Annotated in this window: 18 protein-coding genes; 10 read left to right on the forward strand and 8 right to left on the reverse strand. The window is 73.8% G+C overall.

Annotated features, from left to right (window positions below):
• The first annotated feature begins 104 nt into the window (after positions 1-104).
• The 4 genes from K5O09_RS09705 (at position 105) to K5O09_RS09720 (ending at position 3433) form a co-directional block, all read left to right on the forward strand.
• Complete coding sequence (locus K5O09_RS09705) at positions 105-653, forward strand: hypothetical protein (protein ID WP_222169375.1); 549 nt, start codon at positions 105-107, stop codon at positions 651-653.
• Positions 654-807: 154 nt separating this feature from the next.
• Entirely contained in the window at positions 808-969 is a 162-nt protein-coding gene (locus tag K5O09_RS09710) for a hypothetical protein (RefSeq protein WP_222169376.1), read from the forward strand.
• A complete protein-coding gene (gene arr / locus K5O09_RS09715; RefSeq protein ID WP_222169377.1) occupies positions 966-1388 on the forward strand; it encodes an NAD(+)--rifampin ADP-ribosyltransferase in 423 nt (140 codons plus the stop codon). The genes K5O09_RS09710 and arr overlap by 4 nt, the downstream gene beginning before the upstream one ends.
• Positions 1389-1681: 293 nt before the next feature.
• Positions 1682-3433 carry a SpoIIE family protein phosphatase gene (locus tag K5O09_RS09720; RefSeq protein ID WP_222169378.1) on the forward strand — a complete coding sequence of 584 codons (1752 nt, stop codon included), beginning with the start codon at positions 1682-1684 and terminating at the stop codon, positions 3431-3433.
• 74 nt (positions 3434-3507) lie between these two features.
• On the opposite strand, the gene K5O09_RS09725 is transcribed toward K5O09_RS09720, so the two are convergent.
• The gene (locus K5O09_RS09725; protein WP_222172704.1) at positions 3508-4116 is read right to left on the reverse strand and encodes a TetR/AcrR family transcriptional regulator; all 609 of its coding nucleotides are present in this window, start codon (positions 4114-4116) and stop codon (positions 3508-3510) included.
• Between the two features lie 115 nt (positions 4117-4231).
• Between K5O09_RS09725 and K5O09_RS09730 the strand changes: the two genes are divergently transcribed.
• Both K5O09_RS09730 and K5O09_RS09735 read left to right on the forward strand, forming a co-directional pair.
• Positions 4232-5023 carry an SDR family oxidoreductase gene (locus tag K5O09_RS09730; RefSeq protein WP_222169379.1) on the forward strand — a complete coding sequence of 264 codons (792 nt, stop codon included), beginning with the start codon at positions 4232-4234 and terminating at the stop codon, positions 5021-5023.
• The gene (locus K5O09_RS09735; RefSeq protein WP_222169380.1) at positions 5016-5507 is read left to right on the forward strand and encodes a nitroreductase/quinone reductase family protein; all 492 of its coding nucleotides are present in this window, start codon (positions 5016-5018) and stop codon (positions 5505-5507) included. The genes K5O09_RS09730 and K5O09_RS09735 overlap by 8 nt, the downstream gene beginning before the upstream one ends.
• A gap of 141 nt (positions 5508-5648) precedes the next feature.
• Here the strand turns inward: K5O09_RS09735 and K5O09_RS09740 are convergent, their stop codons facing one another.
• The 3 genes from K5O09_RS09740 to K5O09_RS09750 form a co-directional block, all read right to left on the reverse strand.
• On the reverse strand, positions 5649-6908 hold the full coding sequence (locus K5O09_RS09740) for a cation:proton antiporter (RefSeq protein ID WP_222169381.1): 1260 nt from the start codon (positions 6906-6908) through the stop codon (positions 5649-5651).
• Between the two features lie 290 nt (positions 6909-7198).
• Positions 7199-7453 (reverse strand): DUF305 domain-containing protein, encoded by a 255-nt coding sequence (locus K5O09_RS09745; protein ID WP_222169382.1) that lies wholly within the window; start codon positions 7451-7453, stop codon positions 7199-7201.
• Positions 7454-7465: 12 nt separating this feature from the next.
• Positions 7466-7867, reverse strand: a complete 402-nt coding sequence (locus K5O09_RS09750) for a four-helix bundle copper-binding protein (protein WP_222169383.1) — start codon at positions 7865-7867, stop codon at positions 7466-7468.
• A gap of 175 nt (positions 7868-8042) precedes the next feature.
• Between K5O09_RS09750 and K5O09_RS09755 the strand changes: the two genes are divergently transcribed.
• From K5O09_RS09755 to K5O09_RS09765, 3 genes are all read left to right on the forward strand, one after another.
• The gene (locus tag K5O09_RS09755) at positions 8043-8549 is read left to right on the forward strand and encodes a DUF421 domain-containing protein (RefSeq protein ID WP_222169384.1); all 507 of its coding nucleotides are present in this window, start codon (positions 8043-8045) and stop codon (positions 8547-8549) included.
• A gap of 323 nt (positions 8550-8872) precedes the next feature.
• The gene (locus K5O09_RS09760; protein WP_222169385.1) at positions 8873-9226 is read left to right on the forward strand and encodes a nuclear transport factor 2 family protein; all 354 of its coding nucleotides are present in this window, start codon (positions 8873-8875) and stop codon (positions 9224-9226) included.
• Between the two features lie 396 nt (positions 9227-9622).
• Entirely contained in the window at positions 9623-10447 is an 825-nt protein-coding gene (locus K5O09_RS09765; protein WP_222169386.1) for a formate/nitrite transporter family protein, read from the forward strand.
• A 34-nt stretch (positions 10448-10481) separates the two neighbouring features.
• On the opposite strand, the gene K5O09_RS09770 is transcribed toward K5O09_RS09765, so the two are convergent.
• The 3 genes from K5O09_RS09770 to K5O09_RS09780 are packed head-to-tail and all read right to left on the reverse strand — an operon-like array spanning position 10482 to position 12299.
• Positions 10482-10847: a MerR family transcriptional regulator gene (locus K5O09_RS09770; RefSeq protein ID WP_222169387.1), complete on the reverse strand. Its 366-nt coding sequence runs from the start codon at positions 10845-10847 to the stop codon at positions 10482-10484.
• A gap of 20 nt (positions 10848-10867) precedes the next feature.
• Complete coding sequence (locus K5O09_RS09775) at positions 10868-11812, reverse strand: aldo/keto reductase (protein ID WP_222169388.1); 945 nt, start codon at positions 11810-11812, stop codon at positions 10868-10870.
• A 34-nt stretch (positions 11813-11846) separates the two neighbouring features.
• Positions 11847-12299 (reverse strand): MarR family winged helix-turn-helix transcriptional regulator, encoded by a 453-nt coding sequence (locus K5O09_RS09780; RefSeq protein WP_222169389.1) that lies wholly within the window; start codon positions 12297-12299, stop codon positions 11847-11849.
• A 59-nt stretch (positions 12300-12358) separates the two neighbouring features.
• Here K5O09_RS09780 and K5O09_RS09785 point away from each other — a divergent pair, with 59 nt between their 5' ends.
• On the forward strand, positions 12359-12727 hold the full coding sequence (locus tag K5O09_RS09785) for a VOC family protein (protein WP_222169390.1): 369 nt from the start codon (positions 12359-12361) through the stop codon (positions 12725-12727).
• A 39-nt stretch (positions 12728-12766) separates the two neighbouring features.
• On the opposite strand, the gene K5O09_RS09790 is transcribed toward K5O09_RS09785, so the two are convergent.
• Positions 12767-13000 carry a hypothetical protein gene (locus tag K5O09_RS09790; RefSeq protein WP_222169391.1) on the reverse strand — a complete coding sequence of 78 codons (234 nt, stop codon included), beginning with the start codon at positions 12998-13000 and terminating at the stop codon, positions 12767-12769.
• Between the last annotated feature and the right edge of the window lie 187 nt (positions 13001-13187).

Genomic DNA, 13187 nt, shown 5'->3' on the forward strand with positions numbered 1-13187 from the left:
CCCGCGCTGCTGCGCAGTCCGCGGATCCACCGGTCGCACTACACCGTGTCGTACAGTTGCGGGCGGGTCCGTGCAGGGTCGCGGATCGAGGACGGGGGAGGACGATGACGACAGCGCACCACGGGGCGGTGCCGGGTGGCGCGGGTGCGGCCGACGACGACGCCGGCACGAGAACGCACCGTGCCGCCGCCCTCAAGGAGCGCGTCTACGTGTCCTTCACGGCGCTGGCGGTGATCGTCACCCTGCGGGCCCACGACCCGCACGCGGGCGCGGGCACGGCCGCCGGGACGCTGGCGGTCGCCGTCGCCGCGACGGTCTGCGCGGTCTATCTCGCCGACCTGCTGAGCCACATGGTCGTGCACTCGCACCTCCCGGACCGCACCGAGCACCGGCGCATCGTCACGGGGACGCTCGGCGCCGCGTCCGTCGCACTGCCGCCCCTCGTGTGCATCGCCCTGTCCGGCACGGGCCTGTACTCGACGTCGGCCGGCCTGATCGCGGCGATGGTGGTCACGGTGGCGACGCTGACGGCGGTCGGGGTGCTGGCCGTCCGCAACCTCGACCTGCCGCCGCTGCACCGCCTGGTGATCCTGGCCGCGGAGGCCGTGCTGGCCGTGCTGGTGCTGGCGCTCGGCGTCCTGGCGCACCAGTAGAGCTCCGACGTCCCGCCGACGGGCGGCCACGACCAGGGTCCCGAGCACGGCGAGCACGCGGAGCTCCGCGTGACACCCCGGTCGTCTGGCAGCCTGGCGCATGGCGGGCGTCCAGCCGCCGCGCCGCCGGTCCTCGAGGAAAGCGCAGGTCGTCGTGCTCCACCAGGTCCCCGTCCTCCCGGTCGTCGTCCCGCTCGCCGCGGTCGTGCCGGCGGCGCTGGTCCAGGCCCCCGCGGTCTCCGCCCTCGTCGACCGGTTGCGGTGGCCGGCGGTCGTCACGGAGGAGCGACCCTCGCGCGCGGCGGTGGGCGCGTGAGCGCGGGGCCCGACGAGGGGCCGTTCTTCCACGGCACGAGGGCAGACCTGCGCCCCGGCGACCTCCTGACGGCGGGCTTCCCGTCGAACTACCGGCCCGAGATCACCATGAACCACGTGTACTTCACGTCGCGGGTGGCCGGCGCGGGCCTCGCCGCGGAGATCGCCGCCGAGCTCGCGCCGGGGGACGCCACGCCGCGCGTGTACGAGGTGGAGCCGCTCGGCCCGTTCGAGGACGACCCGAACGTGACCGACAAGAAGTTCCCCGGCAACCCGACGCGGTCGTTCCGCACCAGCGAGCCGCTCCGGGTGGTCCGCGAGGTCGACGACTGGCCGCGGCTGAGCCCGGAGGACCTCGCGGCCTGGCGTGAGCGCCTGGCGGTGCTGCTGTCCGACGGGGGCGGCGAGATCGTCAACTGACGCCGTCGGCGGGCAGGGGCCCGCTCCGGCGTGCCCGGTGATCCGGCGCTCCTGGCGACGCGATCGAGCCCGGGAGTGCCGGCCGTCGCGTCGGTCCGCGGGTCCTGACCGTCCGCAGCGGGGAGCGGTCTCGGAGCCTGCAGGGTGACGGTGTCGGCGCCGCGGCTCCTCGTGCTGCCGCTGGTCCCTCCCGCCTCGCTCGCGGCGGCCTCCCTGACGCGTCCGCGCTCATCCATACTGGGCGCGGACGACCTGTCGAGGAACGGCCGTCCGACCGGGGGAGGGGGACGCAGGTGGCAGATGTCGAGGTGGCGGACTTCGCCGCGATCTTCGATGCGCTCCCCACGCCCTACCTGGTGCTGGACCCGGACCTGCGCATCGTCGCCACGAACCGGGCCCGGGAGGACGCGACGGGCGTGCCGGGCCACGAGGTCGTGGGGCGGTACCTGTTCGACGCGTTCCCCGACGACCCCGATGACCCGGACGCGCAGGGCACGACCCTGCTGCGCCAGTCCCTGGAGCGGGTGATCGCGACGGGACGCCCGGACGTGATGCCGGTCCAGCGGTACAACATCCCGGACGCGCTCGGCGGGTTCGAGCAGCGGTGGTGGACGCCGGTCAACGTCCCGGTGCTCGACCGCGACGGCGACCTCCAGCTGATCGTGCACCGCGTCGAGGACGTCACCAGCTACATGGCAGGCGGCGGTGGCGCAGGGGCGGGCGACGGGAGCGAGCAGGCGATCTACAACCAGGGGCAGGCGCTACGCAGGGCGCTGACCGACGAGGCGGCCACCTCGCGGCGCCTGGAGGGCCTGGTGGACGTGGCGCAGCAGCTGGGCCGGACCTCGACCGTCGCCGAGCTCACCGACGTGGTCGTCCACCGCGGGCTCGGCGTGCTCGGCGCCGACGGCGGTGCCGTCGCGGTCCTCGATGCAGACGGCCGGCAGCTCGAGCTCACCGTGACGACCTCGCCCGGGGCCGGCGCGCAGGAGCGGTTCGGCGTCATCGGGGTCGGCAGCGAGCTGCCTGCGTCGAGCGCCATGTCGAGCGGAGCGCCCGTGCTGCTGCCCGACGTCGCGGCGAGCACCGCGTGGTCCCCGGAGATGGCCGGCCTGCTGGCCGAGACGGGTCTGGTCGCGTGGGCGGCGTACCCGCTGGTCGCCCAGGGCAAGATGCTGGGCTCGCTCACCATCGGGTGGCGGCAGGCCCAGACGTTCACGGAGCGGGACACCGACCTGATGGCCGCGTTCGCGGCGATGTGTGCGCAGACACTGGAGCGCATCCAGGCGACCGAGCGGGAGCGGCGTGCCGTCGCGGCGGAGCGCGGACTGGCCGAGGCCCTGCAACGCAGTCTGCTGACCGAGCCGGCCCGGACCGAGCACGTCCAGGTCGCGGTGCGCTACTGGCCGGCAGCCGAGCACGCCGAGGTCGGCGGCGACTGGTACGACGCCTACGCGGTGCCCGACGGGACGCTGAACCTCGTCGTGGGCGACGTCGCCGGGCACGACCGGCAGGCGGCGGCCGCGATGGCCCAGGTGCGGAACCTGCTGCGCGGTATCGGCGTCACCCTGCAGCAACCGCCCGCCGCCGTGCTCACAGGTCTCGACCGGGCGCTCGACGCGCTCTCCGTCGGCGCCGTGGCCACGGCGCTCCTGGCGCAGGTGGATCAGAGCCCGGACCAGGAGCGCACCGGCACCCGCACCCTGCGGTGGTCGAGCGCCGGGCACTACTCACCGGTCCTGCTCCGGCCCGACGGCACGGCGAGCCTGCTGCACACGACGCCGGACATGCTGCTGGGCATCATCCCGGACACCCCGCGGCACGACCACGAGATCGAGCTGTCGCCCGGGTCGCTGGTGGTCCTGTACACCGACGGGCTCGTCGAGCGACGAGGGGCGCGGGTCCAGGACGGCCTCGACTGGCTCGTCGCGACGGTCGCGGGACGGCAGGCGATGTCCGCGGAGGAGCTCTGCGACGCTCTCCTGCACGCGTTCCACGGCACGCACGACGACGACGTCGCCATCCTGGTGCTCCGCGCCGACTGACACGTCCCCGTGCCCGACCAGATCCCGGGCGTGGGGCCGCGGCCGGCACCTCGGTGGTCATCGGGATCGCGGCGCTAGCACCTCGCGTAGCGGGCGGACATGGTCAGCGCGGCCTCCTCGACGGCGCGGGCGACCTCGCCTGCCTCGGGATCCCAGTCGGGCAGGAACATGCGGGGCCACAGCACGAAGTTCGAGATCATGCCCAGCATCTGGGTGGCCGCCATCGTCGGGTCGTCGACTGCCAGCGTCCCGGCTCGGGAGGTCGCCTCGAGGTAGCCACGGACCTCCTCGAAGAACGGCATCTTGCCGAGGTCGAACTGCCGGCGACCCAGCTCGGGGGACGTCGGCGCCTCGCTGATGACGAGGCGGAGCAGTGCGGTCATGCCCGGCCTGCTGAGCAGCTCGGCGTACAGGGTCCCGAGTGCCCTGAGTCCCGCCTCGGGGTCGGCGGGGTCGAGCTCGGCAGGTGGTGCCTGCGGGGTCCACACGTCGGTGACGATCGCGTCGAACAGCGCGTCCTTCGTCGGGAACCGCTTGAACAACGTCGACCGGGAGACGTGCGCGGCCGCGGCGACCTGCGCCAGGGACGTGCGGGCATATCCCTGTGTCCCGAACAGCGCGGTGGCGGCGGCGAGGATCGCGGCCCGCTTGTCGGCGGCGACGCGTTCGTGGAACGAGGACATCCCTGGCACGGGACGGGAGTCTAGCGACACGCGAGTGGCTTGACTCGCCTCACACGGAGGGTGACGATGGCGTGCAGCGAGTCGAACGACTCGCATCACCGAATGGGGGGCCAACATGACCGAACGCTTCAGCGGGGACGTCGTCCTCGTGACGGGAGCCACGGGCGGGATGGGCTCGTCCCACGTCCGGGGCTACCACGCCGAGGGTGCGCGTGTCGTCGTCACGGGCCGCCGCGACGCCGAGGGGAAGGCGCTGGTCGACGAGCTCGGCGCCCGCGCGGTGTTCGCCCACCTCGACGTCACCGAACCCGAGGACTGGGGGAGCGCGGTCGCCGTCGCCGAGGCGGCATTCGGCCCGATCTCCGTCCTGGTCAACAACGCGGGCCTGCAGACACCGCCCGCGCCGATCGAGCACACCGACCCGGCCGACTGGGCGCGTGCCCTCGCGGTCAACACCACCGGCACGTTCCTCGGCATCCGCGCGGTCACCCCGTCGCTGAGGCGGGCCGGCGGCGGGTCGATCGTCAACGTCGCCTCGACGATGGCGAACGTCGGCACCGCGCTGTTCGCGCCGTACACGGCCGCCAAGTGGGCCGTCCGCGGGCTGACCCGGACGGCCGCCCTGGAGCTGGGCCGCGACCGGATCCGGGTGAACTCGATCCACCCCGGGGTCGTCGCCACGCCGTTCGTCACCGAGCCGGTGCCCGGCTCCGCCACGGTGATCGCCGACGCCTTCTCTCCCGACGCCTTCGCGGTCCCGCGCCTGGCCGAGCCGCACGAGGTCACCGACATGCTGCTCTGGCTGACGTCCCGCGAGGCGGGCTTCGTCACCGGCGCCGAGTTCGTCGTCGACGGGGGACTGCTGCTGGGACCGGCCCTGCCGACGGAGGCCGCAGCCCGTGCCTGACCCCGAGAACGCTCAGGACAGCCGTCCCGACCGGGCGGCCGTCAGGGCGGCGCTGTCCATCGACCGGCGGTCGAGCGCTGCCGCACGCACGATCGACCTGACCACCACCGGCGCGCGCTCCGGGCGCCCCCGCACGATCGAGATCTGGTTCTACCGGGCGGGCGACGAGCTCTACCTGACCACGACGCCGGCACGCCGCCACTGGTACGCCAACGTCCGGGCCCACCCGAGGATCGTCGTGCACCTCAGGCACGGCGTGCGTGCCGACCTGCCCGCCACCGGGGTCGTCATCACGGACCCCGTCGAGCGCGAGCGGGTGCTGCGCGAGATCGTCGAGGAGCTCCGGCACCCCGACAACCGCGGGGGAGTCCAGGGCATCGTCGGCGCGGTCGACGACTGGGTCAGCGGGAGCCCGCTCGTCCGGATCGACCTGGACGACCGCTCGCTGCTGCCGGGCGACCGGACAGGAGAGCGCCCGGCGTGACGTACCGCCACGCCGCCTGGTCGTCGGAGCGCGGACGGCGCCCGGCAGGCCCTGTCGGTGCGGACCGGCCGTCCGGTCGCCCCGCGGTGCCCGACCGCTACGGAGGGGGGCGCCGAGTACCGGCAGCTGCGGCGCGGCTCGTCAGGGTTCCCCGCGCCCCGCCGCGTGCCCGGTGCTCGCCCGCCGTGCGTATGCGCTCCGTGCCGGGACGGCGGAGACGCCGGCGGCGATGACGCTCGCCGTGACGGCGAGCGTCCCTGCCGCGAACAGGCGGGGGTCGGTGACTCCCTCGTGCTCGCTGTGGGCCAGGTAGAACAGTGCGCTGACACCCGTGGGCCCGAACCATCCGGCGAGGGCGGCGGCTCCGACGCTCAGCCCGAGGGGGCGGCGCAGCGCCAGCACCACCGGGGGCCGGCGGACCAGGAGGACCCCGGCGGCGAAGAGCAGGGCTGGGGGGCCCAGGGCGAGCCACTCCCGCCACGGCAGCACGACGCCGAGGAGGACGAAGACGGGCAGGACCGCGTACCGGTTCACGGCCTCGTCGACCTCGTCCTGCGCGGAGCGTTCGGGCTGATCGTCGTCGGCGTGCCGGCCCACGTCCAGCACGGCCCCGTAGGCGAGGCCGGCGACGAAGACGGCGAGGACGCCGGCGACATCCAGCACGCGCGCGACTCCCAGGGTGGCGAGCGCCAGCAGCAGGGTCACGACGAGGGCGGGGCCGGGCTCGAGGTCACCGCGGCGCCGTGCCGCGCGCAGCGCGCCCGCGGTCACCGCTCCCGTGACCAGACCGGTCGCGACCCCTCCGAGGACGTCGACCAGCACCCGCTGGGTCGCCCCGCCTGCCGCCTGCGTCGGCAGGACGCACGCGATCGCCACCCCGACGAGCGGCAGGGCCAGGCCGTCGTTCGCCCCGCTCTCCGTGGTCAGCAGTCGTCGCAGGCGCCCGGGCAGGTCCCGCCGCGCCGGCTCTCCCGTGACCACGGACGCCGCCAGCACCGGGTCCGTGGGGCTCAGGCAGCAGCCCAGGAGCAGGGCGAGCGCCGGCGGCAGGCCGAGCAGGAGCCCGAGAGCACCCGTGATGAGCGCGGCCGCCGGCATGGCCACGACGAGGAGCACAGCGGTCGCCTTCACCACGTCCTCGAGGGCTCGTGCCCGGAACCTGAGGGCTGCCGCCATGACCGACGCGGCCAGCAGGAGGCGCGTGCCCTCCAGCAGCACCGTGTGCGCGACGGGCTCGGGCACGTCGAGCCACCCGAGCACGTGCGGGCCGATCAGGACGCCCAGGAGCAGCGCGACGAGCGGCTCGCTGAGCGGCAGTCGCCGGACGGATCGGCTCACCAGAGCCAGGGCGAGCGCGGTGAGACCGACGGCGGCGTACACCACGGGCAGCTGCGAGGTCACGGGTCCACCCTCGGCAGGGATGCGCGGGGCCGCTGCCGCAACCGGCCGGGGACCTCCCGCCTCCCGACGACGGCCGCGGCGAGCACCGGGTCCCGGGGGACAGCACCGCGCCGACGAGGAACGCCTCCAGCCACGGCAGCCCCGCCACCGTGCGCGCCAGGACCGCGGTGACGACCAGGGTCAGGGGGAGGCCCAGCAGGAGAGCACAGCGACGTGATCCCGAGGATCAGCACGGCAGCTCCTCGAGATCGTGGTCGGGAGGCATGGCCCGCTGCTCCATGTCCCGCCGGTCAGCCGAGCCGGCGCAGGATGTCCTGCATCTGGTCGATCTCCTCGAGCCGGCTCGAGACGATCTGGTCGGACAGCTCGATGATCTCGGGGTCGGTGATCTGCGCCTCCTGGCACACCAGTACCGCGCGGGAGTGGTGCGGGATCATCGAGCGCAGGAACGCCTCCTCCCCGACGACCGTCCGGGTGCGGGCGAGCAGGACGCCGGAGGCCAGCACCGCGGCGAACGTGACCGCGAGACGCAGGTATGTCGTCATCGCACGGACCGTTCAGGACATGGTCGCGAGCAGCTCGCGGCACGCCTGCTCGCACGCGCGGCACGCCTCGGCGCACACCCGGCAGTGCTCGTGCATGCCCGCGTGCTGCTCGCACTCGTCGCCGCACGCGCGGCACGCGGCGATGCACGCCTCGAGGTGGGCCCGCGTGAGGTTCGCGTCATACCCGGTGTGCCGGGACAGGATCCGCGCCGTCGTGCCGCAGCTGTCGGCGCAGTCCAGGTTCGTGCGGATGCACGTGCGCAGCTCGGCGACCATCTCCTCGCTCAGGCACGCGTCCGCGCAGGCGGTGCACGCCTGGGAGCACTCGACCAGCGACTCGATCGCCCGGGCGAGAGCCTCGCGGTCGACGTTCATCGTGGCGGGGTAGGTCTGGAGCATCTCGGTCGTGCGCATCACGTTCTCCCTCGAGGTGGGGTGTCCCGGAGTCGGCCCGTTGCCTGGGCGCGCCGTCCACGCTAGGAGCGGGGTCAGGCGGATGCATCTGGGGTCGCCACCCGAGCGTGCGCGCAGTGGCCGCCGCGGCTGAGCCGCGCGAGGGTGGATGGCACGGCGACGACGGGGGAGTGCCATGTGGTTCGACTCGTGGGGCGACCTGCTCCGGGTGGTGCTGGTCGGGACGGCGGCCTACGCCGCCCTCGTCCTGCTGCTGCGGGTCTCGGGCAAGCGCACCCTGGCCAAGCTCAACGCGTTCGACCTCGTCGTCACCGTCGCGCTCGGGTCGACGCTCGCGACGATCCTGCTGAGCGCGGACGTCGCGTGGACCGAAGGTGTCGCGGCGTTCGTCGTGCTCGTCCTGCTGCAGCTGCTCGTGTCCTGGACGACGTCCCACCTCGGCCCCGGCCGGTCCGTCGTGACCGCGCGGCCCACGACGGTGCTGCGCGACGGGGTGCTCGACGACGCTGCGCTCGGCGCGCAGCGGCTGACACCGGCGGAGGTGCGCCAGGCGGTCCGCAGCAGCGGGGCCGGCGGGTTCGACCAGGTCGCACGCGTCGTGCTGGAGACCGACGGCACCCTGAGCGTCATCACCACCGCCCAGCTGGGCGACGGCACCGCGCTGGAGCCCGGGGACCGCTGACCGTCGCCCGCTTCACCGTGGGCGGCGGCCTGTGGCACGGTAGTCGTGCACGGCGCACGTCACACGGCGGTCCGCCTCGGACACGGAGTCGGACGGGCCACCGCGTGCCGCTGCGGCCCTGACGGCGACCGGGGGGTGGGAGGCGTGCACGACCCGAGCGCCATCACCGCGCTGACGCCCGACACGCGAACCGCGGTCGACCTCACCGGTGCGACCCGCCGACGTGCGAACGGCCTGGTGGGTGACGCGATCGCCGGCTGGGCCCAGACGCAGGGGGTTCCAGTGCACCGCGTGTCCACGCCGATGCCGCACGAGGAGGACGCATGCGATCAACCCGGGACGTCGTCGAAGCCCACCTCGAATGCCGCAAGGCCGGAGACCTCGAGCGGGATCTACGCGAGAACTACGCTCCGGACGTCGTCGTTCTGACGTGGGGGGAGGGAGCAGCTCGGGGCATCGACGCCCTCCGTCGCTCCGCACACGTTCTCAACACCTACCTGCCGGTCGGCTCCTACGAGTACGACCAGGTCCTGGTGGAGGACCAGTTCGCGATGCTGCAGTGGCGCGGCCGCGGCCGAGGCACACAGGTCCACGACGGAGCAGACTCCTACGTCGTACGAGACGGCCGCATCGTCGCCCAGACGATCCACTACGCCACACGGGACATCAGCACGTAGCGACACTCGGTCAGGGCCCGTGCGGGGCAGGCCAAGGAACGCGCTGAAGGCGGTGGCTCTGGTCGCTGCGTGGTGCGCGGCCGTCGTCATGCTCTGGTTCGGAACGCTCGCGTCTGATCCCCGGGTGACCGACCCGGCGAGTGCAGGCGGGTGCCGGGTCGCGGTCCTGCAGATCGACTGCTCGCCGTGGTCGACGCGGTGATCGGCCACGGTCGGGGAGTTGAGCTCTGATCCGGCGAGGACGACAGACGCCGTGCGCAGACGGTGATCTGACATAACGTCCATTATCGGCGTCCATCCAACACGAGTAGCGCGGCCCCGAGCGCGCGCATCGCCGCGCCGTGGCGCACCCTGAGTGCGCCACGGCGCGGACAGTCGTGCGGAGCGGAGGACGACGTGGAACGAGCCGACGACGAGCGGACGAGCCCGGACGAGCGCGATGACGACGCCGGCACGACCGAGGAGAAGGACGAGGCGCTCGACCGGGTCGTCCTCGAAGGCCGCCCCCGGCTCTACCGCAGCACACCCGACCTGCTGGCCACCGGCACCGTCGCGGGCGTCGAGGTGGGCGTCGGCGTGCTGGCGCTGCTGGTGGTCGTGCACGAGACGGGCAGCATGCTGCTCGGTGCGCTGGCCTTCTCGATCGGCCTGGTGGCGCTCCGCCTGGGGCACAGCGAGCTGTTCACCGAGGGGTTCCACGTCCCGGTGATGGTGGTCGTGGCCGGTGAGGCGCGCTGGATCCACCTGGCGAGGCTGTGGGCCGGGACCTTGCTCGGCAACCTCGCCGGCGGCTGGGTGCTTGCGTGGCTGGTGGCGGTGGCGCTGCCGGATCTGCACGGCACAGCCGGGCGGCTGAGCCGCGAGTTCACGGACCACGATCTCGACCTTCGGGGCTTCGCGCTCGCCGCGCTGGCCGGCGCGGCCATCACACTGCTGACCCGGATGCAGAACGGGACCGATGACGACGTCGCCAAGGTGGTCGCCGCCGTCGGGATCGCCTTCGTGATCGTCGGCACCGGGCTGCTGCACTCCGTGCTCGACACCCTCGTCATCTTCGTGGCCGTGCACGCGGGCGAGCCGGGCGCCTCGATGGCCTCGTGGCTCGGCTGGTTCTGGTGGGTCGTGCTCAGCAACCTCGTCGGAGGTCTGCTCCTGACCACGATGCTCCGCATCGTCCGGAGCCGGGAGCGCCTCGCGCAGTGGCGACGCGCCGACACGTGACCGCGCCCGGCTGGGCGATCCGCCCCCCACACGGTCAGACGTGCCGGCCGACGTCGGAGTAGTGCGCGATCTTCTCGTCGAGCACCCCGATCGCCTTCTGCAGCTGGGCCGCCCGCCGCTGGAGCTCGGCGCGGTGCTCGGTGAGGAACGCGACCCGGTCGCCGCTGCCGCCCTCACGGAGCAGCACGGTGAACTCCCGCAGGTCGGCGATGCCCAGGCCGGCGTCCCGGAGGCAGCCGATCAGCCCGATCCAGAAGAGGTCGTCGTCCGTGTACGCGCGGTGCCCGCCGAGGGTCCGCGACACGGGCCCGATCAGCCCCTCACGCTCGTAGTAGCGCAGCGTGTCGAGAGACAGCCCGGTCTTCGCGGCGGCATCCGCGGGCGTCCACGTCCTCGTCATGGCCTCTCCTCGTCGTCGCGTCACCGCGCTGCGGCGAACCGCCGGACGTGCTCGGCGTGCAGCGTCACCTGCGTCGCCCCGAGCGCCTCGTCCAGCTGCGCGACACTGCTGACGCCGATGATCGGGCTCATGCCCTGGTGGAGCAGCCAGGCGAGCACCACCTGGTTGCGCGTGGCGCCGGTCTCCGCCGCCACGTCGTCGAGCTCCCGGAGCGCCCGGGTGGTGCCGGGATGATCGTAGGCGTCGGGGAACGGCTTGTCGGCGCGGACGTACCCCCCGTGGAGCAACGGCGTGTACACCCAGACGTCGAGCCCCTCGGTGCGCGCGTAGTCGGCGTCGTCCGGCACGAGGTGCCGGTGGCCCGCGTTCGGCAGCACCGCCTCGGGTCGCGGCAGCACCAGCGAGTGCCGCAGCTGGAGCGCCGTCCACGGCTCCACCCCGGTCGACCGGGCGATCGTGCGCGCCTGCTCCACACGCCAGGCCGGGTGGTTGGCCGCACCGACGCGGGCCGCCACGCCGCGGTCGACGAGCTCGCCGAACGTCGTCACGGTCTCCGCCAGCGGGACGCCGCGGTCCTCCGCGTGCGCCCACAGCAGGTCGACCGAGTCGACCCCCAGCCGCTCCAGGCTGCCGGAGACGCCGGCGAGGACCGCGTCGCGCGAGAGCCCCTCGGCGGACTCCGGCCACCGGTGCGGGACCAGGGGGTTCTGTCGGACCTTCGTCGCGATCCTGACCTCGTCCCGCACGCCGGGCCGGGCGCGGAGCCACTCGCCGATCACCCGCTCGCTGGCGCCGCCGACGCCGGAGGGGTCCGTCCAGAACGAGTAGCAGTCGGCGGTGTCGAGCCACACCCCGCCCGCCTCCACGAACCGGTCCATGAGCGCGAACGCCCGTCCACGGTCGACGACCGTGCCGTAGTCCATCGTCCCGAGCACGAGCCGGGCGGTTGCCGTGTCCTGTGTCATGCGCGCCATCCTGGGACCTGGAGCGCGCTCACGATCAAGCCCCGGCGTCCCGGAGCGACCGGAGCATGCTCCGCAGCAGCCGCAGCGCCTCGGCCTGCTCGTCGTCGGACATCCCGTCGAGCATCCGCACCTCGACGCCGCGGACGGCCGCCGTCGCACGGTCGAGCGTCTCGCGGCCGCGCGACGTCAGGCGCGTGGGCAGCGTCTTGCCGACGGCCGGCTCGGCGGACCGCGTGACGAGGCCGTCCTGGTCGAGCCCCTGGAGCACGACATTCATCGACTGCCGCGTGACGAACGCGCCGCGGGCCAGGTCGGACGCCGACAGCCCGGGTCGCTGCGCCAGCAGCTCCAGGCACGAGTACTGGGTCACGGTCAGCCCCAGCGGCCGCAGGGCCTCCTCCATGGCGGCGCGCAGGGCGCTGGAGGCCTCCTTCAGCAGGTAGCCCAGGGAGGTCTCGAGGTCGATCCCGGCTGCCTCTTGCGTCATGTCAACATCCTGACATAGGTTGCGTGTCAGGTCTACTGACATTCACTCGAGGAGCACGCATGCCCGTCACCGGCCCCGACTTCATCTCCCTCCAGGTCCGCGACCTCGCGGCCTCGCAGGCGTTCTACGAGCACTACCTCGGCCTGGTGCGCTCGCCCGCGGGGCCGCCGCACGCCGTGGTGTTCACCACCGAGCCGATCGCGTTCGCGCTGCGCGACCTGCTCCCCGGCACCGACCTCGCCCCGCTCCCCCGTCCCGGTCTCGGCGTGGCCCTCTGGCTGCACGCCACCGACGTGCAGGCGATCCACGACGCCCTCGTCACGGACGGCCGCACCATCGTCTCCGCCCCGGTGGACGGTCCGTTCGGCCGCACGTTCACCTTCGCCGACCCGGACGGCTACCACGTCACGCTGCACGATCGCGCATGACGCCCTACGGCCTCCGCCGCGGGATCCGGTGCGGCCCGCTCAGGCCCGCTGCGTCCGGCGGGCCGCGCGCTCACGGCGGAGCATCGCCGCGGCGCTGGCCAGGTAAGCGGCCGCACCGAGCGTGAACACGCACGCCGCCGCGAGCTCGAACCGCTCCCCGGGTGCCCAGGTGAGCCATCGGACGAGCGCGACCGCCGCCCACAGGCCCGCGAGCACGAACCCGCTCGTCGGGGTGCGGGTCATCTGCCACCAGGGCTTCTTCGTCCGTTCCATGACCTCACGACCGTAGCGCGCGCGCTGACGTCGCGGGCGGGAACGGGCCGGGCGCCCCGGCGCGGGTCGTCGCCCGTACCCGGGGGCCGGGCGGCTGGCACGATGCGGTGCGTGAGGGACTCCGGACGCGCGAGCCCGACCGCGCCGGGGCCGCCCGGGGCGCCGCCGGGGACGATCGTCCCGCCGG

This window comes from Cellulomonas sp. C5510 (assembly GCF_019797765.1).
Classification (GTDB): Bacteria; Actinomycetota; Actinomycetes; order Actinomycetales; family Cellulomonadaceae; genus Cellulomonas.

Coding starts and splice junctions, on each gene's coding strand:
- K5O09_RS09780 (WP_222169389.1), bottom strand. CDS start 12,299: ATGACGCAAGAGGCAGCCGGGATCGACCTCGAGACCTCCCTGGGCTAC.
- K5O09_RS09755 (WP_222169384.1), top strand. CDS start 8,043: ATGTGGTTCGACTCGTGGGGCGACCTGCTCCGGGTGGTGCTGGTCGGG.
- K5O09_RS09760 (WP_222169385.1), top strand. CDS start 8,873: ATGCGATCAACCCGGGACGTCGTCGAAGCCCACCTCGAATGCCGCAAG.
- K5O09_RS09750 (WP_222169383.1), bottom strand. CDS start 7,867: ATGCGCACGACCGAGATGCTCCAGACCTACCCCGCCACGATGAACGTC.
- K5O09_RS09790 (WP_222169391.1), bottom strand. CDS start 13,000: ATGGAACGGACGAAGAAGCCCTGGTGGCAGATGACCCGCACCCCGACG.
- K5O09_RS09785 (WP_222169390.1), top strand. CDS start 12,359: ATGCCCGTCACCGGCCCCGACTTCATCTCCCTCCAGGTCCGCGACCTC.
- K5O09_RS09770 (WP_222169387.1), bottom strand. CDS start 10,847: ATGACGAGGACGTGGACGCCCGCGGATGCCGCCGCGAAGACCGGGCTG.
- K5O09_RS09745 (WP_222169382.1), bottom strand. CDS start 7,453: ATGACGACATACCTGCGTCTCGCGGTCACGTTCGCCGCGGTGCTGGCC.
- K5O09_RS09730 (WP_222169379.1), top strand. CDS start 4,232: ATGACCGAACGCTTCAGCGGGGACGTCGTCCTCGTGACGGGAGCCACG.
- K5O09_RS09775 (WP_222169388.1), bottom strand. CDS start 11,812: ATGACACAGGACACGGCAACCGCCCGGCTCGTGCTCGGGACGATGGAC.
- K5O09_RS09725 (WP_222172704.1), bottom strand. CDS start 4,116: ATGTCCTCGTTCCACGAACGCGTCGCCGCCGACAAGCGGGCCGCGATC.
- K5O09_RS09705 (WP_222169375.1), top strand. CDS start 105: ATGACGACAGCGCACCACGGGGCGGTGCCGGGTGGCGCGGGTGCGGCC.